The organism is Duganella sp. 1224, assembly GCF_013408245.1.
Taxonomy (GTDB): Bacteria; Pseudomonadota; Gammaproteobacteria; order Burkholderiales; family Burkholderiaceae_D; genus Rugamonas.
The window spans coordinates 480,731-505,699 of record NZ_JACBYS010000001.1 but is presented as its reverse complement, the minus strand read 5'-3'; the positions used below and the strand labels follow the sequence as shown (position 1 = coordinate 505,699).

The following is a 24,969-nucleotide window of genomic DNA, read 5'->3' as shown; positions in this document are numbered from 1 at the left end:
GGGTGAGCGCTCTAAGATAGACCTAGCTTTCAGGAGGGATATCATGAAACGACACATCCGCGCCCTGCTCGGCGCAGCGGCCCTGCTGTGCGCCGCCACGGCGGCCGGCACCGCCAGCGCCACAGGCTACACCAGCATCCTCACCGGCCAGCAGGCCGGCAACAGTTCGCCGGCCATCGGCGTCGCCGTGGTGGAATTCGACGCCGCCAGCCACGTATTGCAGATCGGCGCCGCCTTCAGCGCGCTGCAAGGCCAGAGCAGCGGCGCCAACATCTCCTGGACCGGCGCCGGCGACACGCTGGCCGCGCTGCCCGGCTTTCCGCTCGGGGTCGGCACCGGCGCCTACAACCACAGTTTCAACACCAGCCTTGACGGCACCTGGGACGCCGCCTTCCTGAGCGCCAACGGCGGCAACGCGGCCGGCGCAGAAGCCGCCTTCCTGGCCGGCCTGCGCAGCGGCGCCGCCTGGATCAACCTCGCCAGCACGCGCTATGGCGGCGGCGAAATCCGCGGCACGCTCAACGCCGTCGCGGCGGTGCCCGAGCCGGCCACGTTCGCCATGCTCGGCCTCGGCGCGCCAGCCGTGCTGCTGCTGGCGCGGCGCCGCCGCAAGGGCTAGCGCTATTTCACGCTGGCGCCCACCAGCGGCAGCTCGATAAAGCTGTCGTGATAAATCCGCTGCGTGGCCTTCTTGTAGTCGCCAGGCTTGGCCTGGAAGATATTCGGCACGAAGGTCTGCGGATTGCGGTCGTACAGCGGGAACCAGCTGGACTGGATCTGCACCATGATGCGGTGCCCCGGCAGGAACACGTGGTTGGCGGTCGGCAGCGCAAAGCGATACGGCAGCGGCGTGTTGGCCGCCAGCGGCTTTGCCGTGGCCGCGCTCTCGCGATAGCGGCCACGGAAGATGTCGGCCGACACCATCAGCTGATAGCCGCCCAACTCCGGCTGCGAGGCCACCTGGTCCGGGTAGACGTCGATCACCTTGACCACCCAGTCCGCGTCCGTGCCGCTGGTGGAGGCCAGCAGGTGCGCCACCGGCTCGCCGCTGATCTTCACCGGCGCCGTCAGCACGCCGGTGGTATAGGTCAGCACATCGGTGCGGCCGGATGCCTCGCGCTGATCGTCCACCAGCCAGCGCGGCCAGGTCTGGCCCTTGGCCTCGTCATAGCCATAGGGTGGAATCGGCCGCTGGCGGTACGGCACCGGCTTGGCCGGATCGGAGACGTACTCGTCGTAACCATTGCGCTGCGCCGGCCTGCTCAACTGCACCGGCGCCGTGTTGGTCAGCGTCGCCTTGCCATCCGCCGCCAGCTGCAAGGTGGCCGGCGCGATGAAGCAGCCGCTGACGCAGCCGGCTGGCCAGGTGTCCAGCGCGCGCCACTTGTTGGTGCCGGTCTCGAACGCCGTCACCGGCGCGATCTTCGCCGCCAATGCCTGCGGCGACGGCTCGTCCTTCAGATAGCGCTCCAGGAAAGGCATCAGCACCTCCTCGCGGAAATGCAGCGCCGTGTCGCTGTTGAAGCGGATCGGCCCTAGCTTGCTGCCATCGCCATCCTGGCCGCCATGATTCCACGGCCCCATCGCCAGGAACACCTTGTTGTCCTTGTCGTTCGGCTTGATCGCCCTGTAGACCGCGATGGCGCCGTAGATATCCTCCGCGTCGTACAGGCTGTGCACCAGCAGCGTCGGCACCGTCACCGGCTGCTTCGCCAGGATTTTATCGACGGCCTGGCTCTGCCAGAACTCGTCATAGGAAGGATGGGCCACGATCTTGCGCCAGAAGCCGCTCTGCTCCACGCCGCGCTGGCGCGCCAGTTCGCCGGCCGAACCGGCACGCAGGAAGGTATCGTAATCGTCGTAATGGCTGGTGAACCAGCGCGCCTCATTGCGGCGCGTGACCACCTGCTCCAGGATGTAAGACATATTAATCTGCCGGAAGGCGCCGTGGTGGAACCAGTCGTCGCCGCGCCAGCCGTCGACCATCGGATTCATCGGCACCGCCACCTTCAGCGCCGGATGCGGATGGACCAGCGCGATCAGCGGCAGGAAGCCGTCATACGAACTGCCGATGATGCCCACCTTGCCGTTCGACTCCGGCACATTCTTGCTGAGCCAGTCGATGGTGTCCCAGGCATCGGTGGAATGGTCGACCGGGGTTGGATTGAACGGCGAGCCGGCCATGGGACGGTTCATCACATAATCGCCCTCGGAGCCGTACTTGCCGCGTACATCCTGCACCACGCGGATATAGCCGCCCTTGACGATGACATCCGGCTGATTGTCATACCCCTGCAGCACCGACTCCATCTGCGAATTCTCCGCATGCGCGGTCATCTCGGCCGCGTTGTACGGCGTGCGGGTCAACAGCATCGGCGCGTTGCGCGCCTTGCGCGGGATCAGCAGAACGGTATTGAGTTTGACGCCATCGCGCATCGGTATCATCACCGTGCGGCGGACATAATCGAAGCTATCGACCGGCGCCTTGAACTCCTCCGGCGTTTCGCTCGGCAGTGCGGGATAGCGCGGCGCCTGCTGCGCCAGGCTGGTCTGGATAGAAAAAACGCCGGCTACCAGCGCCAGCGTCAATGCGGTTTTCTTCATGTTCACTCCGGGGTCAGGTCCTCCAATTCTACACGGCCTCGGCACTGCGGCGCGCGTAGCGCAGAGCTCGTGTAGAAATGGAGGACCTGACCCCGGAGGGGGGGTTACTTCGCCAGCAGCAGTTCGTTCAGGCGCTTGACGAAGGTGGCCGGGTCGCTCAGCGAGCCGCCTTCGGCCAGCAGGGCCTGGTCGAACAGCAGGTTGGACCAGTCGCTGAACGAGCTGGCCACGTCTTCGTTCTTCAGGCGCTGCACCAGCGGGTGGTCCGGGTTGATTTCCAGGATGGGCTTGGACTCCGGCGCGTTCTGGCCAGCGGCCTTCAGCATGCGCAGCAGGTTGCCCGACAGCTCGTTCTCGTCCGCCACCAGGCAGGCCGGCGAATCGGTCAGGCGGAAGGTCACGCGCACGTCCTTGGCTTTGTCAGCCAGCACGCCCTTCATCTTCTCGACCAGGTCCTTGTACGAGGTTTCGGTTTCCTCGTGCTCCTTTTTCTCGGCTTCGTCTTCCAGCGCGCCCAGATCCAGGCCGCCCTTGGCCACCGACACCAGCTCCTTGCCTTCGAACTCGGTCAGGAACGACAGCATCCACTCGTCCACCCGGTCGGTCAGCAGCAGCACTTCCACGCCTTTCTTGCGGAAGATTTCCAGGTGCGGGCTGTTTTTCGCGGCCACGTAATTATCGGCGGTGACGTAGTAGATCTTGTCCTGGCCTTCCTTGGCGCGCGACAGGTACTGTTCCAGCGAGACGTTCTGCGCGTCGTTGTCGTTGGCGGTCGAGGCGAAGCGCAGCAGCTTGGCCAGACGGTCCTTGTTGGCCGCGTCTTCGCCGATGCCCTCTTTCAGCACCTGGCCGAATTCGGTCCAGAAGGTCTGGTACTTGTCTTTCTTTTCCTGCTCGTCGGCGTTGGCCAGTTCTTCCAGCATGCCGATCACGCGCTTGGTCGAGCCGTCGCGGATCACCTTGACGTCGCGCGACTCCTGCAGGATTTCGCGCGAGACGTTCAGCGGCAGGTCGGCCGAGTCGATCACGCCTTTGACGAAGCGCAGGTAGGTCGGCATCAGTTGCTCGGCGTCGTCCATGATGAACACGCGCTTGACGTACAGCTTGATGCCGCCGCGCTTGTTGCGGTCCCACAGGTCGAACGGCGCCTTGGCCGGGATGTACAGCAGCTGGGTGTATTCGCTGCGGCCTTCCACGCGGTTGTGGGTGTGGGTCAGCGGCGCCTGGAAGTCGTGCGAGACGTGCTTGTAGAACTCGTCGTACTGTTCCGGCGTGATGTCCGACTTGTTGCGGGCCCACAGCGCGCTGGCCTGGTTGACGGTTTCCCATTCGTCCTTGACGACGGTTTCTTTCTTCTCTTCGTCCCACTCTTCTTTCTGCATCACGATCGGCAGCGAGATGTGGTCGGAGTACTTGCGGATGATGGACTTGATCTTCCACGACGACAGCAGCTCGTCCTCGCCTTCGCGCAGGTGCAGGATGATGTCGGTGCCGCGGCCGACCTTGTCGATCTGCTCGACCGAGTAGTCGCCCTGGCCTTCCGACTCCCAGCGCACGCCGTCCGCGGCGTCGGCGCCGGCGCGGCGGGTTTCGACGGTGATCTTGTCGGCGACGATGAAGCCCGAGTAGAAGCCGACGCCGAACTGGCCAATCAGGGCCGCGTCCTGCTGCTGGTCGCCCGACAGCTTGCCGAAGAATTCCTTGGTGCCCGACTTGGCGATGGTGCCCAGGTGCGAGATGGCCTCGTCGCGGCTCATGCCGATGCCGTTGTCGGAAATGGTGATGGTGCGCGCGGCCTTGTCGAAGCTGACCTTGATTTTCAGTTCGTGGTCGTTGCCGTACAGGGCGTCGTTGTTGATCGCTTCAAAACGCAGCTTGTCCGACGCGTCGGAGGCGTTGGAGATCAGTTCGCGCAGGAAGATCTCTTTGTTCGAGTACAGGGAGTGAATCATCAGCTGCAGCAGCTGTTTCACTTCGGCCTGGAATCCAAGGGTTTGTTTTTGAGTATCAGCCATTTTTGAATAGTCTTTTGGTTAAGATTTCCGGAAAGTGGGGATTATAAGAGGCTTTTCAAGACCCACCCAGTTCTCTTTCAAGGAAACGCCAGATGGCCGGCTCCTGCATGGCCGCGACGTTGAGCCGCATGCGGGTCGACGGCAGCTGCTTGGGCGAGAACAGGCTGCCCGGCGCCAGCAGCAGGTTGTGCGCCATGGCGCGTTCGGTCAGCACGTTGGTGTCGCAGCCGGCGTCGGCCCAGACGAACATGCCGGCCGGCGGCGAACCGTCCACCTTCAGGCCGATGCGTTCCATTTGCCGCAGCGTCTTGGCGCGCAGGCCGTCCAGCCGGGCGCGCAGGCGGTCGGCGTGCTTGCGGTAGGTGCCTTCGGACAGCACCTTGTACACCACCCGCTCGCCGATATCGCTGGTGGTCAGCGTCGACAGCATCTTGCGGTCGGCCAGGCGCTCGGCGCGTTCCGGCGAGGTGGCGATGAAGCCGACCCGCAGGTTGGCGGCCATGGTCTTGGAGAAGCCGCTCAGGTAGATCACCCGCTGTAACTGGTCCAGCGCCGACAGCCGCGTGGCCGGCTGCACCGCGCTGCCGGGATGGAGGTCGCAGTAGATGTCGTCTTCGACGATGAGGAAGTCATGTTCCTCGGACAGCCGCAGCACCTGGAAGGCCTTGGCCGCCGACAGCGAGGTGGAACTGGGGTTGTGCAGCACCGAGTTGATGATGTACAGCTTGGGCTTGTGCAGCGCCGCCAGTTCGGCCAGGCGGGCGATGTCGGGGCCGTCGGCCAGGCGCGGGATGCCGACCACCTTGGCGCCCAGCGCGGCGAAGGAGCCGAACATCAGGAACCAGGCCGGGTCGTCGACGAAGATGGTGTCGCCGGGCCGGGTGAATTCGCGCGCCACCAGGTCGAGCGCCTGCGTGACGCCGGCGGTGGTGACGATCTGCTCGGGGGCGGCGGCGATCTCCAGCTCGGCGAGTTTGTGCTGCAGTTGCTGGCGCAGCGGCAGGAAGCCTTGCGGCACGCCGTAGCTTAATAACAGCGTGGGATTCTGGCGGCTGACGGCGCGCAGCGCGTTGGCGACCGCCGGGCCATCCAGCCACTCGGGCGGCAGCACGCCGGAGCCGGGCATCTGCTGGTGCGGCATCTGGCGGAACATGTTCCGCACCAGCCAGACCACGTCGATCGGCTTGGACTCGAAGCCGGCTAGCGCCGCGCGCGCGCCGCCGGTGCCGCCAAGGCCGCCCGCCATGCCTGCCGCGCCATGCAGGCCATGCACGCCAAACGCGCCGCCGGCCGCCGGATCGGCCGCGTTGAGCGCCATGGCCGGCCGTTCGCGCACGAAGAAACCGGCGCCGCGCCGCGATTCCAGATAGCCGGTGGCGACCAGCTTGTCGTAGGCCGCCACCACGGTGAAGGCCGACACGCCATGCGAGGCCGCGAACGCGCGAATCGACGGCATGCGCGCGCCGCCGCGCAGCAGCCGGTCGTCGATGCGCGCCGCCACCGAGCGCACGATCTGGTCGATCAGCGTCTCGCCCGATTCGCGCAGCAGCAAGCCGAACATCGGTCCCGCGCCGCCGGCGCCGCCGGCCTCGGCCGCCGGCGTGCGGCCCGGCACCCGGGCGCGCCCTCGCTCGACGGTCTGCTTCGCGGCCAGCGGCACCGACGCTACCGCAGGCCCCGGTGCCGGCGCGGCGATGGCGCGCGCTTCGCGGGCCTGTGCGGCGGCCAGCGCTTCGTTGACTGCTTCCGCCGCAGCCGCCGCAGCGGCACCCAACAGCGAAGTGCGTGGTCGTGTATTGGTCATTTTACCATCACAGTATAAGAAATTATGTTGCAAAGTGTACTGGCACTGTACTGGTTTTGTCACGTAGCATAAACCCATGCGCCCAAACACACCAGTCCTGACCACCCATCGCCGCATGAGCGACGAAAGCGCCGGCATGCTGCTTGGCCTGATCGGCGTCGCCATCTTCAGCCTGACGCTGCCCTTCACCCGCCTCGCCGTCAGCGGCGGCATGGCCAGCGGCCTGTCGCCGATGTTCGTCGCCCTGGCGCGGGCCTTGGCGGCCGCTGTACTGGCCGGCGGCTGGCTGTACTGGAAGCGCGCGCCGTTGCCACCGCGCGCCGCCCTGCCCGCGCTGGTCATGGTGGCCATCGGCTGCGTGATCGGCTTCCCCTGGCTGACGTCCGTGGCCATGCGCAGCCTGCCGGCCGCCCATGGCGCCGTGCTGGTCGGCGTACTGCCGCTGGCCACCGCGCTGTTCGCGGCCCTGCTGGGTGGCGAACAGCCGTCCCGGGGCTTCTGGATCATGGCCATCTTAGGCTCGCTGCTGGTGATCGGCTTTGCGCTGCGCCAGAGTGGCGGCAGCCTGCACGCAGCCGACCTGGCGATCTTCGTGGCGGTGCTGCTGGCGGCCATGGGCTACGCCGCCGGCGGCCGGCTGTCGCAGACGCTGGGCGGCCAGCAAACCATCTGCTGGGCGCTGATGCTGGCCGCGCCGCCGCTGCTGCCGGTGGTGGGCTGGCTGGCCTGGCACGAGAGCGCCCAACTGGCCCGCGCCAGCGCCGCCGCCTGGACCGGCTTCGCTTACGTCTCCGTGTTCTCGATGTTTATCGGATTCTTCTTCTGGTATCGCGGCATGGCGCTCGGCGGCGTGGCGCGGGTCGGACAAGTACAGTTGGTCCAGCCCTTCCTGTCTGTACTGGGCGCCACCGTGGTGCTGGGCGAGACACTGGACTGGCCGACGCTGGCCTTTGCAATCGCCGTCATCGCCACCGTGGCCGCCGGCCGCAAAATGCAGGTAAAACGCCGCTGACACCGTACAGTATCTGGATTTCGCGCCAACTGGAGACCGCCAGCGCCGCGAGAGTACAATATCGGTCTCCACACATCAATAATTAACTGGATAACCACATGTCTGTTTACGAAAAACTCAAAGCGCTTGATATCACCCTGGCGGCACCGGCCACCCCTGCCGCCGCCTACGTCATGTACGCCCAAACCGGCAATCTGGTATTCCTGTCGGGCCACATCGCCAAGCGCGCCGATGGCAGCGTCTGGGTCGGCCAGCTGGGCAAGAACATCGACACCGCCGAAGGCAAGGCCGCCGCGCGCGCCATCGCCATCGACCTGATCGGCACCCTGCAGGCGGCCGTCGGCGGCGACCTGACCCGCGTCAAGCGCATCGTCAAAGTCATGAGCCTGGTGAACTCCACCCCTGAATTTACCGAACAACACCTGGTCACCAACGGCGCCTCCGAGCTGCTGGGCGAAGTCTTCGGCGATGCCGGCAAACACGCCCGCTCCGCCTTTGGCGTGGCCCAGATCCCGCTTGGCGCCTGCGTCGAAATCGAACTGATCGCGGAAGTCGCGTAAAGCGGGCGGCGGCTACCCGCCGCCGTTCCTCCTATAAAAGCGCGCCACAAGCGCGCTGCTTGTTATCCTCTAGTGAGACCTGTATGAAAATCGAAAACCCCAATCCGATCCAGTGGCAGTTCGCTGAACGCGCCGAGCAGCTGCAGGCGTCCTTCATCCGCGAGATCCTGAAGATCACCCAGCAGCCGGAGATCATCTCCTTCGCCGGCGGCCTGCCATCGCCGCTGACCTTCCCGGTCGACGAAATGAAGGCGGCCTTCGACAAGGTGCTGAGCGAGAACGGCAAAGTGGCGCTGCAATACGGCCCGACCGACGGCTACACCCCGCTGCGCCAGTGGATCGCCGACTCGCTGTCGGTCAACGGCGCCAGGATCGTGCCGGAGCAGGTGCTGATGGTGTCCGGCTCGCAGCAGGCGCTGGACCTGCTGGGCAAGGTGCTGATCGACGAAGGCAGCCGCGTGCTGGTGGAAACGCCTTCCTACCTGGGCGCGCTGCAGGCCTTCTCGGTCTACCGTCCGGAATTCAAATCGGTCGACACCGACGACCACGGCCTGGTGCCGTCGTCGATCGAACAGGTGGCGCAAGGCGCGCGCCTGCTGTACTCCCTGCCCAACTTCCAGAACCCGACCGGCCGCACGCTGTCGGTCGAGCGCCGCCTGGAACTGGTGGAAACCTGCGCCCGTCTCGGCCTGCCGCTGATCGAGGATGATCCGTACGGCGCCTTGAGCTACAAGGGCGAACCGCTGCCGAAGATGGTGGCGATGAATCCGGACGGCGTGATCTACATGGGTTCCTTCTCCAAGGTGCTGACGCCGGGCATCCGCCTCGGCTACGTGGTCGCGCCGCTGCCGCTGGCGCGCCGCCTGGAGCTGGCCAAGCAGGCTGCCGACCTGCACACCTCGCAGCTGACGCAGATGGTGGTGCACCAGGTGGTCAAGGACGGCTTCCTGGAACAGCACATCCCGAAAATCCGCGCGCTGTACGGCGACCAGTGCCAGGTCATGCTGGATGCGATGGCCCAGCACTTCCCGGCCGGCGTCGAGTGGACCAAGCCGGAAGGCGGCATGTTCATCTGGGTCACGCTGCCCAAGCACATCAACGCCATGCAACTGCTGGATGAAGCGATCGCGCAAAAGGTTGCCTTCGTGCCGGGCGCGCCGTTCTACGCCAACGAGGCGGCCACCAACACGCTGCGCCTGTCGTTCGTCACCGTGCCGCCGGAGCGCATCCGCCACGGCATCGAAGTACTGGGCAAGCTGATCGCCGCAAAACTGTAAGCAGCACCATCGCGGGCGGCCCTCGCCGCCCGCAAAAATACAACACCCCGGCCGCGCGGATTATCACCAATAGTCACAAAATCGGCCGATTCCATAACTTCCCGCCAACATTACTTACACCATATGTGGCCAGCAGCGACGCGGCTCGATGCCCGCATGGCAACTCATCTGACAAGTCAGATAATTTTTCACCTGCGAACGTTGCAAAGCGGTATGATTTGGACGGATAGTCACTTTCATATCAGGCCAGCCTTTGTTGAAACACGCCCCCATCACCTTCGCTTGCCGCCGCCGTTGCGCACCCGCGCAACTGACCCAACACGCCAATACAACCCACCCGGTTAAAGGCGCCCAACAATGAATTCCGGAAGTCTGAGTTATGCCACGCGGCGCGATGCCGCGATCCTGATCGTGGACGACGCCCCCGAGAATCTCGGCGCGCTGCGCAAGCTGATGGTCGAACAGGGGTACCAGACCTTCGTGGCCACCAGCGGCGAACGGGCGCTGAAGATCGCCCGCCGCGTCCACCCGGACCTGATCCTGCTCGACATCATGATGCCGGGCATGGACGGCTACGAAACCTGCCGCCAGCTGAAGAGCAACGCCGTCACCCAGCGCATTCCGGTGATCTTCATGAGCGCGCGCACCGATACCGACGACGTGGTGGCCGGCTTCGACCTCGGCGCGGTCGACTACATCAGCAAGCCGCTGCGCATGCCGGAGGTGTGCGCGCGGGTGCGCACGCAGCTGCAGATCCGCAGCCGCAGCGAGACCCACGAGGAACAGGCCGAGCGCCTGCGCACCATCGTCAACAACATGGCCGAGGGCCTGCTGATCATCGAGGCCGACGGCCGCATCCAGTTCACCAATCCGGCCTGCGACAAATACCTGGGCTACAAGGCCGACGAACTGGCCGGGCGCACCATCTCGGAGCTGCTTAATCCCCTGGTGGCGCAGGAATACCTGGACTACTTCGCGCGCTACGCCGCCGCGCCGCAGACGGCGCACAACCACGGCACGCGCGAGGTGATCATCCGCCACCGCAATGGCAGCTCGGTGTGCATGGACCTGACGCTGACGCCGATGTACCTGCGCCAGCCGCTGTTCATCGGCCTGCTGCACGACATCACCCACCACAAGCAGTCGGAAGATACGCTGCTGCGCGCGGCCATGAACGATCCGCTGACCAAGATCGCCAACCGCCGCCACTTCGACAGCTTCCTGGAGAAGGAATGGCAGCGCGCCATGCGCAGCGGCCAGCCGCTGTCGCTGGTGGTGCTGGATGTCGACCACTTCAAGCTGTATAACGACACGCTGGGCCACCCGGCCGGCGACGCCTGCCTGCAGCAGGTGGCCGAGGCCATCGCCTCGCATGCGCTGCGCCCGACCGACCTGGCGGCGCGCTACGGCGGCGAGGAGTTCGTGCTGCTGTTCGCCGAGACCGACGGCGACAAGGCCTATCTGCTGGCCGAATCGATCCGCGCGCACATCGAGTCGCTGCAGATCCCGCATCCGCGTTCGACGACGTCGCCGTGGCTAACGGTCAGCATCGGCGTGGCCACGATTCACCCGCATCAGCTGGACAACACCGAATCGCTGTTCGTCGCCGCCGACCGCGCCATGTATGTGGCCAAGGAAGGCGGACGCAATCAGGTGCAGGCCACCAAGACCGGCGGCGCCTCGCTGGCCGCCGTCAAGGCGTTGGTGATGCGCTAATCCAGACCCGGATAGCCGGTGATGGCGGCGATTTGCTGGTACATCGGCTGCAGCTGCTTATACATTTTCAGGTACACGCGGCGGTACAGCTGGTCGTAGATTTTCTGGTTGGCGGCGATAGGTTGGAACACGCGTCCCGGCCGCGTCATGGCGACGGTGGCCGCCTCGAAGTCACGGTGCAGCCCGAGGCCGGCGGCGACGGCGATGGCCGCGCCCAGACCCGAGCTTTCGTAGACATGGGCGCGCGCGGCCGGCAGGCCGAAGATGTCCGCCGTCAGCTGCATCGCGGCGTCGCTTTGCGAACCGCCGCCAGCGATGCGCAGCTCCGTCACCGCCACGCCGCTGCGCTTTTCGATGCGTTCCTTCCCTTCGCGCAGCGCGTAGGCCAGGCCTTCAAGGATGGCGCGGTACATGTGGGCGCGCGTGTGCACGTCGCCAAAGCCGATCATGGCGCCCTTGGCCTCCGGCCCCGGAATGCGAATGCCGGGGCTCCAGTAGGGCTGCAGCATCAGGCCCATGGAACCTGGCGGGACGTCATCCACCAGTTGGTCGAACATGGCTTCCGGCGCCATGCCCTGGCGCGCGCCGGCCATCTGCTCCAGGTGGCCAAACTGTTCCTTGAACCAGTTGACCATCCAGTAGCCGCGAAAAATCTGCACCTCGGTGCTGTAGGCGCCCGGCACCGCCGCCGGGTAGGGTGGAATGTAGGGCGTGACTTCGACGTATTTGCGGGTGGTGGTGTTGATGGTGGCAGTGGTGCCGTAACTCAGGCAGGCGATGTGCGGCGCCAGGCCGCCGGCGCCGATCACTTCGCAGGCCTTGTCGGCGGCGGCGGCCACCAGCGGCGTGCCTTCCGGGATGCCGGTGGCTTCGGCGGCGGCGGCGGTGATGGCGCCGATGACCGTGCCCGGCGCCACCAGCTCGGGCAGCATGTCGGGCCGCACGCGCAAGGCCTGCCATTTCCAGTCGCGCGCGCCGGCCCACCGGTGGCGCTTGTAGTCGAACGGCAGGTAGGCGACCTGCGAGCCGGTTGAATCGACGTGGCGGCCGCACAGGCGGAAGTTGAGGAATCCCGACAGCAGCAGGTATTTGTGGGTATTGGCCCAGATCGCCGGCTGGTGTTCGGCTATCCAGTTGATTTCTGCCTCGCGGCGGAAGTAGTCGATGGTGCCGTCCACGCGCGCCAGCTTGAAGGCGGCGCGCCACCACAGGCTCAGTGGCGCCGGTTTGCCGACGCGGCGCTGGTCCAGCCAGGTGATGGCCGGCCGCAGCACCTTGCCGTGGCGGTCCAGATTCACTACCGTGCCGCGCTGCGTGGTGACGGCCACGCCCTTCACCGCGCTGCGCGGAATGGCGGTGGTGCGCCATAGCTGCTGGCAGGCGGCGGCGACGGCGTTCCAGTAGCCGTCGGCGTCGTGCTCGGCCCAGCCGGGGTGCTCGGAGTAGTAGGCTTGCAGGTGGATCTGCGATTTGGCGGCGAGGTTGCCGTTCAAGTCGAACAGCAGCGCGCGTACGCTCTGCGTGCCGTTGTCGATGGAGAGCAGGTAGTGGTCTGCCATGGTGTCTCGTTGTGTTTATTGTTTTGGTAGGCTGTAGTGTGTGGCCCACAGGGCCAGGTAGTCTGCCTGCTGCGCTTCCCAGTGCGGGTCGCTCCAGCCGAGTTCCGGCTGGCAGATGGCGCGGATGCGCGGCAGGATGTCGATGCCGCCGCCGCGCAGCTGGATGCCCAGGCGGGTGCGGCGCAGCAGCAGGTCTTCCAGCTTGCGCACGTCCTCGTGGCGCGCGGCCCAGCGCAGTTGCGCCCAGATGGTTTCTGTGCCGGGGATGCAGGACAGTTCGTCCGGCCGGGCGGCATCGATCAGCGCCTGCGCATCGGCGCCGTAGCGGCCTTGCAGGCGTTGCGCCTGGCCGGGCGGCAGCGCTGGCGTGTAACGCGGTGGCGGCGTAGCGGCGAACACCGGCTGCGGCGCCAGTTGTTGGCGGAGTTCCGGCAGGCGCGTGGCGGCCAGTGTGAGCGCGTCCAGTGCGATCACGCGGAAGGTGGTCAGCTTGCCGCCGGTGACGGTGAGCAGGCCGTGTTCCAGCCAGAGCGCGTGGTCGCGCGTTTCTCGGGATGGATCGGCTTTGCCGCTGTCGATGACGGGGCGCACGCCGGCGTAGGTGGCGATGATGTCGGCGTCGGTGAGGTGCAGTTGCGGGAACTGGGCGTGCAGGGCGGACAGCAGGTACTCGCATTCAGCGCGGGTGATGGCTGCTTCGCGTGCCAGGTCGTCGTGGTGATCGACGTCGGTGGTGCCGACCAGTGTGACGCCCTCCCATGGGTAGGCGAACACCGGACGGCCGTCGGCGGGATGCATCAGGCTGATCGCCTGCGCCAACGGCAGCCGCCAGGCCGGCAGCACCAGATGGCTGCCTCGCAAGGGCCGCAACCGCACGTCGGCGGACGGCGTCGATGCTGCCGGGCCCGACGCGGGCGCCGCACGGAGCCGGTCCGCCCAGGCGCCGGTCGCGCTGATGACGAGGCGGGCGCGAACCTCGTGCCGCTGGCCGCTCAAGGTATCCAACAGCCGCACGCCGCACACGTCCCCCGCAGCGCCCGCGCCGCCCTCCCCGACAGCGCCGCATGCGCCCAGTGCACCGAACTCCCCGACGGCGCGGATCGCGCTGGTTGCGCCGGTTGCGCCGGCGGCGCCTTCACGCAACAGCGCCTCGGCGGCCATGTAATTGCGCGCCACGCCGCCGTGTCGGCGCGCCTCGTGCAACACGCGCAGCACCAGCCGCGCGTCGTCCGTCTTGGCGTCCATGTAGACCATGCCGCCCCGCAGGCCGTCGGTGGCCACGTTCGGCGCCAGCGCAGCGAACTCCTCGCGGCTGTAATAATGGCGCGTGCGCTGCCCGGCCAGGCGATCGTAAATCGCCAGCCCCGCCAGGAACGCCCGCTTGCCCGGCTTGCGCCCGACGTAATCGCCAAACGCAAAACTCTGCGGCTCCACCAGCCCCACCGCATGCCGCAACAAGTGCTCGCGCTCACGCACGGACTCGCGCGTCAGCCCGAACTGTCCCTCCTTCAAATACCGCAAGCCCCCATGCACCAGTTTTGACGACCGGCTCGACGTCCCCCACGCAAAATCCCGCTGCTCCACCAGCAACGCGCGCAAGCCACGCCGCGCCGCCTCCAGCAAAATCCCCGCGCCGGTGATGCCGCCGCCGATCACCACCACATCCCACTCGCCCGCGATATCGTCCCGGCTCATGGCGCCAGCTTCCCCGGATTCATGATGCCCTGCGGGTCCACGTGCCCAAACACGGAGCGCAGCAGCGACATCCCCAGCTCGCCCTTCTCGGCCGACAGATATGGCGCATGATCGCCTCCCACGCCATGCTGATGGCTGATCGTGCCGCCATGCTCCACAATCGCCATCGACGCCGCCATCTTCAGCGACTTCCAGCGCGCCAGATCGGCCTCGTAGTCGCCCGCCAGCCGATACACAAAGGTCGTATAAACACTCGCCCCCTGCGCATACAGATGCGACAGATGCGTGTAAGCGTGCACCTGCTCCCCGTACTGTCCCAGCGCGGCGGCAGCCGCCGCCTCCACCGCGCGCATCATGATCTCCACGCGCGGCCAGTCCACCGCCGTCTCCACCGTGTCGATGGCATAACCGTGCTGCCAGGCCGCGTTGCGCAGGTAGACGTTGCGGAAGCGGTTCTGCTTCCACTTCTCGCCCATGAAGCGGCCCACGTGCACGCCGCCATGCGGCATGGTCAACACCAGCGCCTCGCGCAAGGCCGCCCGCGCCAGCGGCTTGCGGCCGCTGACGCCGATCATCAGCATGCACTTGCCGCCCTTGCAGCCGCGCAGCGACAGATAACCCTCCAGCAGCGCGATCATCTTCTTGTGGCCCGCCAACGCCAGCATGGTCATCGTCTCCATCGGATTCGACAAGCGCAGCATCGACAGCAACAACCCCGCCTGCGCCACCTGCCGCACCGCCGTTTCCGCCGACGGCCAGTCCGGAAAGAACACCGCGTGAAACGCCTCGTACTCCGGCACCGGCCGGACCCGCACCGTGGCTTCGGTCAGGATGCCCAGCCGGCCCTCGGAGCCCAGCACCATCTCGCGCAGATCCGGCCCCGCCGCCGACGCTGGAAACGTCGGCAAATGCAGCGTGCCGGACGGCGTCTCCAGCGAACCTCCGCGGAACATCTGCTCGATGCGCCCATACTTCAGCGACTGCTGGCCAGACGAGCGGGTGGCGATCCAGCCGCCCAGCGTCGAATACTCAAACGACTGCGGAAAGTGCCCCAGCGTGCAGCCGCGCGCCCGCAACTGCGCTTCCAGGTCCGGCCCCAGCACGCCGGCGCCGAACGTCGCCAGCTGCGACTCGGTATCCAGATACAGCAACTGCCGCATGCGCGTCATGTTGACCGCCAGCGACGGCCGCGCCGACGGCGCCGTCAGATGCCCGGCCACGCTGGTGCCGCCGCCCTGCGGGATCAGCGCCACGCCATGCCGCGCCGCATACGCCAGCAGCGCGCGCACGTCCTCCGCGCTCTCCGGATAGGCCACGCCGTCCGGCGCGGCGCCGATCACGCCATAACGCAGCCGCAGCCAGTCCGGCAGACTCTGGCCCAGCGCATTGCGCAGCCGCGTCTCGGCCGACGTGTCGATCAAGGGATGCGCCGGCAGGCGCGACGCGCCGATCTGCGCGCAGGCCTGCGCCAGCGACGCATCCGTCACCGGCCGGCCAGCGCCAACGCGCTGCGCCAGAAACGCCAGCGCGTCCGCGTTCAGCGCAAATTCCATCGACTCGTCGCCCCAACCGTTCCAGCGCCTCATTGTTTTGCTATCTCCCTGGCGGCGCGCTTGATATACTGGCAAGCACGCGATTTATTCACCACTTGAGATTAAAACAATGCCGCGCGCCGGTATTGCGCATTCATGACACCCCCCTTGTTCGATCATGCCAAACGCGTCGCCGGCTCCTACCTGCAGCCGCTGATGGAGGCCGCCGCCATGCGCGGCGTGACGGCGCGCGCGCTGGAAACGGCGGCCGGCCTGGCCGCCGGCGCGCTGGCGCCGCTGCCGGAGTCGCTGCCGGCCGACGACTACGTGCGCCTGCTCGACATCGGCGCCACGCTGGCCAACGATCCGCATTTCGGCCTGCACGTGGGCCAGTGCGTCAAGCTGGGGACCTACACCGTCTACGGCCTGATCCTGCTGAGCTGTCGCGATTTCGGCCAGGTGTTCGAACAGACCATGCGCTACGAACAGCTGGCGCATGACCTGGGCCGCTCGGCCATCACCATCGACGACGACATCGCCCACTACACCTGGCATAGCCACTACGGCAGCGCGCACCGCCACCTGGCCGACAGCGTGTTCGCCGGCATCCGCGTGTTCAGCAACTGGCTGGCCGGGACCGCGCTGCCGGCCCACGCGATCACGCTGACGCACGACGGCGGTCCGCCGGCACTGCGCGAGGAATACGTAAAGGTGCTGGGCGATATGCCGCTGTTTAACGCGCAAGCCAATGTCGCCAGCTTCAACGCCATGCTGCTGTCCTGGCCCGTGCCGAATGCGGACGTCAGCCTGTATCCGGTGCTGCGGCAGCACGCGGAGCAACTGCTGCAACAGCGCGCCAGCAGCGCGCCGGCCATCACGCGCCAGGTGCATGAGGCCATCGTCGCCAGCCTGTCCGGCGGCCAGGTGCGGCTGGCCACCATTGCCGAGACGCTGAAGCTGTCGCCGCGCACGCTGCAGCGCAAGCTGAGCGAGGCCGGCGCCACTTTCCAGCAGGTGCTGGACCAGGCGCGCTTCGCGCTGGCCAAGGAGTATTTGCGGCGCCAGGAGCTGAACCTGGTGGACATCGCCTTCCTGCTCGGCTACCAGGAGCAGAGCGCGTTCAATCACGCGTTCAAGGAATGGGCCGGGGTCAATCCCGGCGCCTGGCGCAGCGGCTAAACGCCCTGCCCGCGCACGCGGATGAAGGGGCCGATGCAGCGCTGCAGATTGGGATCGGCGCACATGACGAACAGGTTGCCGCCGGGGTGGAAGCGCAAGTAGCTGGTGACGGCGCGCCCCGGCTTGGTGACGTTGCCGCTGCAATCGCGCTTGCCGTTGTCCTTGACGATGGTGTCGACCTGCTTGTAGAAGCCATTCTTGTCCGGCTGGTCGCTGACGGTGAAGCTGGACTCCGCCACCTCCTCCTTGCTGAACACCAGCGTGGTGCCGTCCGGGCGGATGCGGTAGGTCTCGGTGCAGGCGCCGTCCGGCAGCGTAACACGCCAGATGCCGATCAGCGGATGGTCGTGCCGCAACGGCGCCGCGCCGGCTGGCGCGATGGCCATCGTCGCCGCCAGTGCCGCCGCCGTTGCCGCCATCGCCAGGTTGGTTGCCGCCTTGCGCATCATCCGTCTCCTTATTTTTCCGCCACCGTCTTCATTTTCGCCAGGCCGCTTTCAAAGGCCGGGCCGATCATGCTGTCCATGCTGATAAACACGTTCATCATCTTGGCCATGAAGTCGGTATCGCCGGACATGGTCCAGCGCACCGTGGTGGTGTCGCCTTGCGGCTCCAGCACGAATACGGTGTCCGAGGTCGACTTCACCGGCGTCAGGAAGTCCAGCTTGATGCCGACCCTGGCCGGCGTCAGGCTGACCACCTCCATGCGGCCGGAGCCCACGTTCTTGTTGCCCTGCCAGGCATAGACCGCGCCCAGATCCCTGGGCGCGCCGCTGTAGGTGCGCTGCATGGCCGGATCCAGTCCCTCCCACGGCGACCACTGCTGCCAGTGATGGAAGTCGCTGATCAGCGGCTGGATTTTTTCTGGCGGCGCCTTGATGGCGATCGAGCGCTGCACCGAGTAGGTCGACGGCTGCAAAGCGGCCCACGCCAGCAACAGCAGGATCAACACCGAAACGACGACGATGACTTTCTTGAACATGCTTTTCTCCCTTTCTCTTATTATGGCATTGGCCGGTCAGGTTTTGCGCGCCAGCCGCACCGGCAGCGCGTCCGGCGTCATGGTGAAGGTGAAGCACTCGCGCGCGGCCGGGGCGCCGGGCACCCGCTCCAGCGTGAAATGCCGCGCCAGCATCGACATCACCATCTTGATCTCCGCCATGGCCAGGTAGCGCCCCGGGCAGAAGCGCGGCCCGCCGCCGAACGGAAACAGCTTGCGGCCGGGATCATCGCCCTGCCCCGCGGCCTCCACCAGCCAGCGCTCGGGCAGGAAGCGTTCCTGCTGCGCCAGGCCGGCCTCGCGCTCCGCCGCGCGGCGCAGCAACAGGAAGATCACCGTGCCCGCCGGCACCGCCAGGTCGCCCAGCACCACGTCCTGATTCGGCTCGGCCGCCATGAACGGGCCGACCGGCTTGAGGCGCATCGCCTCGCGGGTGGCGGCGTCGATGTAGGGCAGCTGGTCGAGCAGGCGGTAGTCGTCCAGCACCGCGCGTTCGCCCAGCACCTGCTCCGCCTCGCGCGCCATGCGGGCGGCGGCAGCCGGATGGTCGGCCAGGAATTCCAGCAGCCAGGCGGCGGTGTTGGAGGTGGTGTCCTCGCCGGCGAACACCATGGTGATGGCATTGCCGACCACCGCCTCGTCGGTGAAGCCGGAATCCGGCTCGTCGCGCGCGACGATCAGCGCCTCCAGCAGGTTGGCCGGCTTGAGGCGGCGCGCCGGATCGGCCGCCAGCCGCTGGCGCGCGTCGGCGATGAAGCCAAAGATGGCCTGCTGGATGCGCGCCGAGGCGGCGATGGCCTCGTGGTCCTGCGCCCGCTTCAGCAGCGGCACGCGCCAGTACGCAAACGGCGTGGTCAGGCGGCGCGCCACCAACTGGAACAGGAATTCGATGTCACGCTGCAGCGGATGCGCCTCCAGTTCCAGCGTGTTGATGTCCTGCCCCATCGCCAGGCCGATGGTGACGTCCAGCGTGTAGGCCTTGAGGTCGCGCAGCAGGTCGACCGGCTGGCCGGCGGCCAGCGCGCGCTGCCAGCGCAGCCGCAGGCGCTCGGTCATCGCCGCCAGCGTCGGAAAGAAATGATGGATCACCTCCGGCGTCAGCGCCCGCATCACCAGCTTGCGCTGGCGGCGCCAGTCCTCGCCCTCGGCGGTGAACAGGCCGCGCGTGCCGATCTCATCGAGCATCTCGGCCGTGCGGCTGGAGCGGCGCATCATGTCCGGCCGGTCGCGCAGCAGCGTGGCGATCATGTCGCGGTCGGAGGTGGCCAGCATCTGCCGGCCCATGATGCGGAAGCGGTACAGCGGGCCGAACTCGCGCCCCCAGTCCTCCAGCACCTGGTGAAACGGCCGCGCGCGGATCTCGCGCACATTGCCCAGCAAGGGGCGCGGCTTCGGTCCCGGCAGGTCGCTGATGTTTTTGCCCATGGTTGTTCGTCCCCGGCGTTCCCTCTCTGCACATCGTCGTCTGCCGCGACGCCTGGCCGGACTAGGCCAGCGCTTCTTTCGCGGCTTCTTCCGGCGTCAAACCATCGTAGAACTGGTCGGTGAACCATTCCACCTGTTCTTCGATGTGGTCCTGCGCTTCCTGCTGGGTGGCGCCGCCCTTGACCAGGTAGCCCTCCACCTCGATGCACCAGTTGATCAGCTCCAGGGTTTCCGGGTCCAGCTCTTCTTTTTTCTTTGCCATGATTGCTCCTTACTTCTCGGGGTACAGCACCACTTGCAGATAGTTGTTGGTATCGAAGTAGCGCTGGGCGGCCTCCTGCAGGTCCGCCGTCGTCAGCGCGTTCACGCGCGACTCGTAGCTCAGTATATCCTCCGGACTGTTATTGTTGAAGAAGGCATTCTGCAGTGAGGCCATCCAGTAGCTGTTTTCGCGCAGCCCCTTGCGGTAGCCCTTGAGCCACGAGGCCTTGACCTTGTTCAGGTCCGCCTCCTGGGCGCCGTGCTGCTTGATCTTCTCGATCTCGGCGAAGGTGGCGGCCAGCACCTTGTCGACGTTCTCCGGCGCGCACGGCAGGTTGGCGCTGATCGTGTAGTTGCCGTAGGGGATGCGGCTCATGCTGCCGCTCATGCCGCCACTGTACATCGCGCCCATCTTCTCGCGCAGCGTTTCAATCAGCTTGATGTTCATGACCTCCACCAGTGCCTGCAGCCGCATGCGCGCGGCGCGCGAGTACTCCACCTCGCCGGTGAACGACAGCGAAATGGTGCTCTTCGGGTCCGAGCCGGCATGCACCTCCTTCTTCACCACGCCCTTGATCGGCCGCACGCCCTCATCCTTGAAGGCGACCGGGATCTCGCCCACCGGCAGGCTGGCCAGGTAGGTGGCGATCAGCGGCTTGATTTTCTGGACGTCGAAGCTGCCGACGATGAAGAAGGTGAAGTCGCGCGCGCTCGACAGCCGGCTGTTGTAGATGTCCAGCACCCGGTCCAGCGCCAGCTGGTCGAAATCGGCCGGGCGCGCCGCCCGCAGCACGCGCGGATTGTTGTTGTACAGCGTGGCGGTGACGGTGTCGTAGAACACCGATTCCGGCCGCGCCAGATTGTTCTGCGCCAGCTCGCGCTGGCGGTCGACGTAGGCGGTGTAAATGGCCGGGTCCTTGCGCGGCTGCGTCATCTGCAGGTACACCAGTTGCAGCATGGCTTCCACGTCCGAACTGCCGGAGCTGCCGCCGATCGACTCGTTGAGCGAACTGACATTGGCGGCCGAGCTGACGCTCTTCCCGGCCAAGACCTTCACCAGGTCGTTCGGCGTGTAGTTCAGCACCCCCATCTGGCCGACGATGCTGCTGGCGTAATGCGCGGCGAAGACGTCGCTGTCCGGCAGCAGCGACCAGCCGCCGTAGCGCAGGCCGCCCAGCAGCACCTGGTCGTTATTGAAGTCGGTCGGCTTCAGCACCACCTTGACGCCGTTGCTGAGCGTAAGCTGGGTGATGCCGACCTTGTCGTCGACGGTTTCGCTGACGATGCCGCCGGCCTTCGGCGGCTGCGGCATCAGCTGGGTGGCGTATTCCTTGTCCGCCACCGGCTTGACGGCAATGCGCTCGGCCGCGCTGGCGGTGCGCACCAGCTCATCGGCCCGCGGCGGCGGCACGCCCGGCTTGTCGACGCCGGTGTAGATCACCAGCTTGCTCTGGTTGTCCGGAATGGCCGCGCGCACGGCGGCGTTGACCTCGTCCACGCTGATCGACGGCAGCAACTGGCTGACGTAGCGGTATTCGGCGCTGATGCCGGGGATGGCCTCGTCCTCCAGGAAGTGGCGGATGTATTCGGCGGCGTAGCCGGCCGAATCGGATTTATCGCGCTCGTTGTACAGGCGCTCGTAGTTGCGCAGCATGCCCTTCTTGGCGCGTTCCACCTCGGCCGCGCTGAAGCCGTACTGGCGCGCGCGCTGGTCTTCCTGCACCAGCGCGTTGATGGCCGGCGTGGCGCCGCCCTTGCCCAGCACCGCGCCGGCGCCGAACGAGCGGTAGCCGCGCACGATCTTGTTCATGCCGCTGCCGCCCTGCAGGAACGGCGGGTTGGCCTGCTGCGTCAGCTCGTACATGCGCTGGCTGAGGATAAAGCTGTACAGGTTCTCGACCAGCTTCTGGCGGTAGTCGCCGAAGGTCTTCTCGGCCGGCAGCGACTGGATCGGGTAGCGGATGTAGACGGTGTTGGCGCTGACTTCCTTGTCGGTGAAGACGATGCCCTCCGAATCCTGGCGCTCGGGGATGCTGGCGTACGCGCGCGGGCGCGGATGGGCCGGATTTTTCAGCTTGCCGAAGTGCTGCTCGATCAGCCGCTGGGCCTCGGCCGGGTCGATGTCGCCGACCGCCACCACCGCCATCAGGTCCGGGCGATACCAGTCGCGGTAGAAGCGCTTGATGGCGTCGTACTTGAAGTGCCTGAGGATCTCCTCTTTACCGATCGGCATGCGCTGCGCGTAGCGCGAGCCGTTCAGCACCTTGGGCAGCACCACCTTGTTCATGCGGTCGTCCACGCCCTTCCCCATGCGCAGCTCTTCCAGCACGATGCCACGCTCGCTGTCGATGTCGGCGTCGTTGAACGACAGGCCGTGCGCCCAGTCCTCCAGCACCTGGAAGCCCTTGTCGACGACTTCCTTCTTATCGGTGGGCAGCGGCAGGATGTAGACGGTTTCGTCGAAGCTGGTGTAGGCGTTGAGGTCCGCGCCGAACTTGACGCCGATCGACTGCAGGTAAGACACCAGCTCGTTGCGCTTGAAATGGGTGGAGCCGTTGAAGGCCATGTGCTCGGTGAAGTGGGCCAGGCCCTGCTGGTCGTCGTCCTCCAGGATGGAGCCGGCCTTGACCACCAGCCGCAGCTCCAGCTTCTTCTCCGGCCGGCCGTTGCGCTGGATGTAGTAGCTCAGACCATTGGCCAATTTGCCAACCTTGACCTGCGGGCCCACCGGTATCGGGTCGCTCAGCTTGGGCGCGGGCAGATCGTCGGCTTGCGCCAGGAAAGAACACGCCAGGATTGCAGCGCCGGACAGGATACGCAGGGTAATCAGCTTCATTCCGAATGCACAAAATCTAAGAGAACAGCTACCTTACACCGAATTGCCGGATTTAGGCTAAAATCCTCGTGCCTGCCGCCCGGCGGGCAACAACAAACGTCTTCGGGGCGGGGTGCAATTCCCCACCGGCGGTACAGCCCGCGAGCGCGGCAACGCGCAGATCTGGTGCAACTCCAGGGCCGACGGTAACAGTCCGGATGAAAGAAGATGTGCGCTTGACGCAGCCCGCCGCCCCTTGTGGCCCGGCGGGCCGCGCGTATTCGCTTGCCCTGTCGCGTTCCTATCTTATCAAGGAGCGTTTCACATGCTGGACCACACTGCCGTATCCCCCTCTTCCCTTGTATCGGACGACCTGGAAGGCCGCATCCACGCGGCGCTGGACGCCATGCGCGCCGGCGTGCCGGTCATCCTGCTCGATGATTTTGACCGCGAGAACGAGGCCGACCTGATTGTCGCCGCTGAAAAGATGACGGTGCACACCATGGCCTTGATGATCCGCGAGTGCAGCGGCATCGTCTGCCTGTGCCTGGACGCGGACCAGGTGCGCGCGCTGGAATTGCCGATGATGGCGGCCAACAACGGCAGCCGTTATGGCACGCCGTTCACGGTGTCGATCGAGGCGCGTGAGGGCGTGACCACCGGCGTTTCGGCGGCCGACCGCGTGACCACCATCCGCGCGGCGACGGCGGCCAACGCCAAGCCGTCGGACCTGGTGCATCCAGGCCACGTGTTCCCGCTGCGCGCCACGCCGGGCGGTGTGCTGGCGCGCAAGGGGCATACCGAGGGCTCGGTCGACCTGGCCACCATGGCCGGCCTCAATCCGGCGGCCGTGCTGTGCGAGTTGATGAACCCCGATGGCACCATGATGCGTGGCGCCGACATCGAACGCTTCGCCGAACTGCACGGGATGCCGATCCTGACCATCGCCGAGATGATCGCCTGGCGCCAGCAGCACGGCATCTGACCCGCAGCCTGTGCCACGACGCCGGCGTCACCATTTGGGGGTCTGACCCCGCACGGGGTCAGACCCCGCCTGGCCGTGCGGGTCTGACGTGGCAATACACCAGCCCCAACGCCGCCGCATAGGCCGCCGCGATCAACCCAAACGACAGCGGCAGCCGCCAACCCCACGCCGGCGCCATGTGCAGCACGGTGCCCATCATCGCCACGCCCACCAGCGCGCCGATCTGGCGGTTGGCATTGAGCGCGGCGGCGGCGCTGTTGGCGTGCGCCTTGCCCGCCACCAGCATCACCGTCGCCGTCATGCCCGGAATCGCGATGCCGATGGCGACGTTCATCACCACCGCCGCCGTCACCAGTTGCCAGTACGGCGTCGCGGGGCGCAAGCCGGCCAGCATCAGCAGCGCCATCCCCAGCCCGACCAGCAGCCCATACAGCATCGGCGGCCGCGTGCCCACGCGCGCCGTGATCCGGCCCGAGGTCAGATTGCCGATCGCGAACGCCGCCATCATCGGAATCAGCCTCAGGCCCGTCTGCAGCGCGTCCGCCCCGCCCTGCTGGATGAATAAACTAAGCAGGAACAGCTGCCCGAACACGGCAAAATTAATCAGGAAGCCGACGCCATTGGCCGCCGCGAACGCCGCCGTCTCGAACAGCGCCTTGGGCAGCAAGGGATGGGCGCCGGCCCGCTCGCGCCGCACCAGCAGCGCGCCCGCCGCCAGCGCCAGCAGCGCCGCCGCCAGCACCGCCGGCGACAACCAGCCCAGCGCCGGCCCCTCGATCAGCACGAAACTCAGAGCCGCCAGCGCCGTCACGCCCAGCGCGTGGCTCAGCAGCGACAAGGCGCGCGCATGGCGCGCCGTGGCTGGCGCCAGCGCCTGCGTCAGCACGATGCCCAGCAGGCCGATCGGCACGTTGACCCAGAACACGCTACGCCAGCCGTAGGCGTGCACCAGCAGCCCGCCGACCAGCGGCCCGGCCGCCGACGAGCAGCCGACGATGGCCGACCACGTGCCCAGCATGCGCGCCCGCGTGGCCTGGTCCTCGTAGGCGTGCGTCAGCAGGCTCAGGGAACTGGGCATGAACAGCGCGGCGCCGGCGCCCTGCAGCAGGCGCGCCGCGATCAGCGCGTGGCCGCTGGGCGCCAGCGCGCACAGCACCGAGCCGAGGATGAACACGCTGAGGCCGCCCTGGTACACGGCCTTGGGGCCGTAGCGGTCGGCCAGCGCGCCGCCGGCCATCAGCAGCGCGGCAAAGGTCAGCGTGTAGCCGTCCACCACCCACACCAGGCCGGTGAGCGGCACCGCCAGGCTGAGCGCAATGTCGGACAGCGCGGTGTTGACGGCGGTGACGTCGATCATCGCCATCACAAAGCCGATGGCCAGCGTCATCAGCATCAACAGGGGAGGCACGTGGCGGGCTGGCGCCGCGGGGGAGAGAGAGGTCGTCATGGCGCCATGGTAGGCCGCTTGCGGGATGCAGTAAATACGCATAACATCGGCGCTCTGATGCAAAAATGCATCACCAACCGCCG

19 protein-coding genes and 1 riboswitch are annotated in these 24,969 nt (G+C 66.6%); of the genes, 7 read left to right on the top strand and 12 right to left on the bottom strand.

Going from position 1 to position 24,969, the window contains the following annotated elements; translation table 11 throughout:
* Nucleotides 1-43 precede the first annotated feature (43 nt).
* Nucleotides 44-619: a CHRD domain-containing protein gene (locus FHW58_RS02280; RefSeq protein ID WP_179671461.1), complete on the top strand. Its 576-nt coding sequence runs from the start codon at nt 44-46 to the stop codon at nt 617-619.
* Between the two features lie 2 nt (nt 620-621).
* Here FHW58_RS02280 and FHW58_RS02275 read toward each other — a convergent pair whose 3' ends face one another.
* The 3 genes from FHW58_RS02275 to FHW58_RS02265 all read right to left on the bottom strand — a co-directional run bounded on the left by FHW58_RS02275 (nt 622) and on the right by FHW58_RS02265 (nt 6,423).
* On the bottom strand, nt 622-2,604 hold the full coding sequence (locus FHW58_RS02275) for a CocE/NonD family hydrolase (RefSeq protein ID WP_179671460.1): 1,983 nt from the start codon (nt 2,602-2,604) through the stop codon (nt 622-624).
* Nucleotides 2,605-2,708: 104 nt separating this feature from the next.
* On the bottom strand, nt 2,709-4,619 hold the full coding sequence (gene htpG, locus FHW58_RS02270; RefSeq protein WP_179671459.1) for a molecular chaperone HtpG: 1,911 nt from the start codon (nt 4,617-4,619) through the stop codon (nt 2,709-2,711).
* Between the two features lie 55 nt (nt 4,620-4,674).
* A complete protein-coding gene (locus FHW58_RS02265; RefSeq protein WP_179671458.1) occupies nt 4,675-6,423 on the bottom strand; it encodes a PLP-dependent aminotransferase family protein in 1,749 nt (582 codons plus the stop codon).
* Between the two features lie 76 nt (nt 6,424-6,499).
* Here FHW58_RS02265 and FHW58_RS02260 point away from each other — a divergent pair, with 76 nt between their 5' ends.
* The 4 genes from FHW58_RS02260 to FHW58_RS02245 all read left to right on the top strand — a co-directional run bounded on the left by FHW58_RS02260 (nt 6,500) and on the right by FHW58_RS02245 (nt 10,988).
* Nucleotides 6,500-7,435, top strand: a complete 936-nt coding sequence (locus tag FHW58_RS02260) for a DMT family transporter (RefSeq protein WP_229265026.1) — start codon at nt 6,500-6,502, stop codon at nt 7,433-7,435.
* A 98-nt stretch (nt 7,436-7,533) separates the two neighbouring features.
* On the top strand, nt 7,534-7,995 hold the full coding sequence (locus tag FHW58_RS02255; protein WP_090177463.1) for a RidA family protein: 462 nt from the start codon (nt 7,534-7,536) through the stop codon (nt 7,993-7,995).
* An 83-nt stretch (nt 7,996-8,078) separates the two neighbouring features.
* Nucleotides 8,079-9,272: a PLP-dependent aminotransferase family protein gene (locus FHW58_RS02250; RefSeq protein ID WP_179671457.1), complete on the top strand. Its 1,194-nt coding sequence runs from the start codon at nt 8,079-8,081 to the stop codon at nt 9,270-9,272.
* Nucleotides 9,273-9,629: 357 nt separating this feature from the next.
* Nucleotides 9,630-10,988: a diguanylate cyclase domain-containing protein gene (locus FHW58_RS02245; RefSeq protein WP_179671456.1), complete on the top strand. Its 1,359-nt coding sequence runs from the start codon at nt 9,630-9,632 to the stop codon at nt 10,986-10,988.
* On the opposite strand, the gene FHW58_RS02240 is transcribed toward FHW58_RS02245, so the two are convergent.
* Genes FHW58_RS02240 through FHW58_RS02230 form a run of 3 tightly spaced genes read right to left on the bottom strand, consistent with a single transcriptional unit; the run spans nt 10,985 to nt 15,828 of the window.
* Nucleotides 10,985-12,547 (bottom strand): FGGY-family carbohydrate kinase, encoded by a 1,563-nt coding sequence (locus FHW58_RS02240; RefSeq protein WP_179671455.1) that lies wholly within the window; start codon nt 12,545-12,547, stop codon nt 10,985-10,987. The two genes, FHW58_RS02245 and FHW58_RS02240, sit on opposite strands and share 4 nt — an antisense overlap.
* A 15-nt stretch (nt 12,548-12,562) precedes the next feature.
* Nucleotides 12,563-14,242 (bottom strand): glycerol-3-phosphate dehydrogenase/oxidase, encoded by a 1,680-nt coding sequence (locus FHW58_RS02235; protein ID WP_179671454.1) that lies wholly within the window; start codon nt 14,240-14,242, stop codon nt 12,563-12,565.
* Nucleotides 14,239-15,828: an FAD-binding oxidoreductase gene (locus FHW58_RS02230; RefSeq protein ID WP_179671453.1), complete on the bottom strand. Its 1,590-nt coding sequence runs from the start codon at nt 15,826-15,828 to the stop codon at nt 14,239-14,241. The genes FHW58_RS02235 and FHW58_RS02230 overlap by 4 nt, the downstream gene beginning before the upstream one ends.
* 102 nt (nt 15,829-15,930) lie before the next feature.
* Between FHW58_RS02230 and FHW58_RS02225 the strand changes: the two genes are divergently transcribed.
* Nucleotides 15,931-16,953, top strand: a complete 1,023-nt coding sequence (locus tag FHW58_RS02225) for an AraC family transcriptional regulator (protein ID WP_179671452.1) — start codon at nt 15,931-15,933, stop codon at nt 16,951-16,953.
* Here the strand turns inward: FHW58_RS02225 and FHW58_RS02220 are convergent.
* The 5 genes from FHW58_RS02220 to FHW58_RS02200 form a co-directional block, all read right to left on the bottom strand.
* Nucleotides 16,950-17,399, bottom strand: coding sequence for a hypothetical protein (locus tag FHW58_RS02220; protein WP_229265025.1), 450 nt, complete (start codon nt 17,397-17,399; stop codon nt 16,950-16,952). The two genes, FHW58_RS02225 and FHW58_RS02220, sit on opposite strands and share 4 nt — an antisense overlap.
* Before the next feature lie 11 nt (nt 17,400-17,410).
* The gene (locus FHW58_RS02215) at nt 17,411-17,935 is read right to left on the bottom strand and encodes an SRPBCC family protein (RefSeq protein ID WP_179671451.1); all 525 of its coding nucleotides are present in this window, start codon (nt 17,933-17,935) and stop codon (nt 17,411-17,413) included.
* 36 nt (nt 17,936-17,971) lie between these two features.
* Nucleotides 17,972-19,378 carry a cytochrome P450 gene (locus FHW58_RS02210; RefSeq protein ID WP_179671450.1) on the bottom strand — a complete coding sequence of 469 codons (1,407 nt, stop codon included), beginning with the start codon at nt 19,376-19,378 and terminating at the stop codon, nt 17,972-17,974.
* Nucleotides 19,379-19,439: 61 nt separating this feature from the next.
* Complete coding sequence (locus FHW58_RS02205; protein WP_179671449.1) at nt 19,440-19,640, bottom strand: hypothetical protein; 201 nt, start codon at nt 19,638-19,640, stop codon at nt 19,440-19,442.
* 9 nt (nt 19,641-19,649) lie between these two features.
* Nucleotides 19,650-22,475, bottom strand: coding sequence for a pitrilysin family protein (locus tag FHW58_RS02200; RefSeq protein ID WP_179671448.1), 2,826 nt, complete (start codon nt 22,473-22,475; stop codon nt 19,650-19,652).
* Between the two features lie 94 nt (nt 22,476-22,569).
* A riboswitch (FMN riboswitch) is annotated at nt 22,570-22,688 on the top strand.
* 91 nt (nt 22,689-22,779) lie between these two features.
* On the opposite strand from FHW58_RS02200, the gene ribB reads away from it, so the two are divergent.
* Nucleotides 22,780-23,439 (top strand): 3,4-dihydroxy-2-butanone-4-phosphate synthase, encoded by a 660-nt coding sequence (gene ribB / locus FHW58_RS02195; protein WP_179671447.1) that lies wholly within the window; start codon nt 22,780-22,782, stop codon nt 23,437-23,439.
* Between the two features lie 58 nt (nt 23,440-23,497).
* Here the strand turns inward: ribB and FHW58_RS02190 are convergent, their stop codons facing one another.
* On the bottom strand, nt 23,498-24,886 hold the full coding sequence (locus FHW58_RS02190) for an MFS transporter (protein WP_179671446.1): 1,389 nt from the start codon (nt 24,884-24,886) through the stop codon (nt 23,498-23,500).
* Nucleotides 24,887-24,969 lie beyond the last annotated feature (83 nt).